The 1,518-nt window shown below is 53.0% G+C and carries 2 protein-coding genes; both read left to right on the top strand.

The window, feature by feature from the left end; translation table 11 throughout:
- Nucleotides 1-925 (top strand): alpha/beta hydrolase fold domain-containing protein (locus V6D20_23100; protein HEY9818667.1); only part of this gene is annotated, 925 nt, incomplete at its 5' end.
- A gap of 36 nt (nucleotides 926-961) precedes the next feature.
- Nucleotides 962-1,518 (top strand): MBL fold metallo-hydrolase (locus V6D20_23095; GenBank protein ID HEY9818666.1); only part of this gene is annotated, 557 nt, incomplete at its 3' end.

Raw genomic sequence — 1,518 nt, 5'->3', positions numbered from 1 at the left:
TGAATTGCGTAATGCGATCGCCGACATCCCGCAGCCTGAACCGGCAACGATGCAAATCGAGCCTGAGAGCAAGGCAGAGTGGCTCGCCCTCATCGCGAAGTTGGACGCGGGCAAAGCTGAGACGAATCAAGCCCTCCGAGAACAGCTTTCGATTTCCGTTGAACAAGGGGAAATCGAGGGGGTCAATGTTTATTATTTGGCCCCGGCCGAGATCGATCCCCGGCACGCGGATCATTTGTTCGTTTACCTGCATGGCGGCGCCTTCGTGCTCAATGGCGGCGAAGCGGGTTTAGCTGAATCCATCATCATCGCCCACCGGCTCAAGATGCGGGTATTGCATATTGACTACCGCATGCCGCCCAAAAATCCCACCCCGATCGGGAGGGACGATGTCGTCACCGTGTACCAACGCCTGCTGCAAGAAAGACCGGCGCATTCCATAGCGATGGGCGGCACCTCAGGGGGCGGGAATATGACCATGGCGGTGGTTCAGCGCTTGATTGAGCTGGGCCTGGACGTGCCTGGGGCGCTGTACCTGGGGACACCAGGGACTGATGTATCAAGCGCGGGTGACTCCTGGATTATCAACGAGGGTATTGATCACATTTTGATCACCCGCGAGGGCATGCTCGCAGCTTGTGTAGCTGTGTATGCGGCGGGTCGCGATCCGAATGATCCCTTGGTCTCACCTTACTATGGTGATGTCCACGGTTTTCCACCCACCTTGTTGATAACAGGGACGCGCGATATGCTCTTGAGCAGCACTGCTCGCACCCATATCAAACTCCGTCAAGCGGGAGTTCCAGCAGATATTCTGGTCTACGATGGCGTTTCCCACGGAGATTACATAGCCGTAATGAACTCACCCGAGTCAGCGCACGCCTATGCTGAGCTAGACGCGTTTCTGTTGCAGCATCTACAATAAATTTTCAATTCCAAGATAGGAGTATTTCTAAACAACATGTCTACTCATAAATTATTTTATCGTGGCGATTACGATAATGAAAAAACCCAGACTCCCAATGGGGCGATCGTTAACCAGGCTTATCTAGATTTCATTACGGGTGGTGGCTGGGCCGAGACCAAAACCATCAAGGTTCGGGAGGGTGTTTACACCATCGTTGGCTACAGCCTTTCAAATTACACCTTCATTGAAGGGGAAACGGGGCTCATCGTCTTCGATGCTGGTGGCAATATGGGAATGGGAAAAGAGACCCTGGCGATGATCCGGGAAATCTCAGACAAACCCATCAAAGCCATTATCTATTCCCATCACCATTACACCGGTGGGGCCAGGGTTTATTTGGAAGAAGGAGGAGCAGAGAACGTAGAAGTTTACGGTCACCCGGATTTGGATATGTATATCCAGTCAACTACTGGTTTATTAGGACCCATGCAGTATCGCCGGGCCAGTATCCAACTGGGCATGTATTTGCCCCATGAAGGACCAGACGCCGTTTTCGGCCCAGCCGAACCGCTCTTTGATGATCCCGGCTTGAATGCGAACGGTCACGTACC

The organism is Candidatus Obscuribacterales bacterium, from assembly GCA_036703605.1.
Taxonomy (GTDB): Bacteria; Cyanobacteriota; Cyanobacteriia; order RECH01; family RECH01; genus RECH01.
This window is presented reverse-complemented; position numbering and strand designations above follow the sequence as displayed.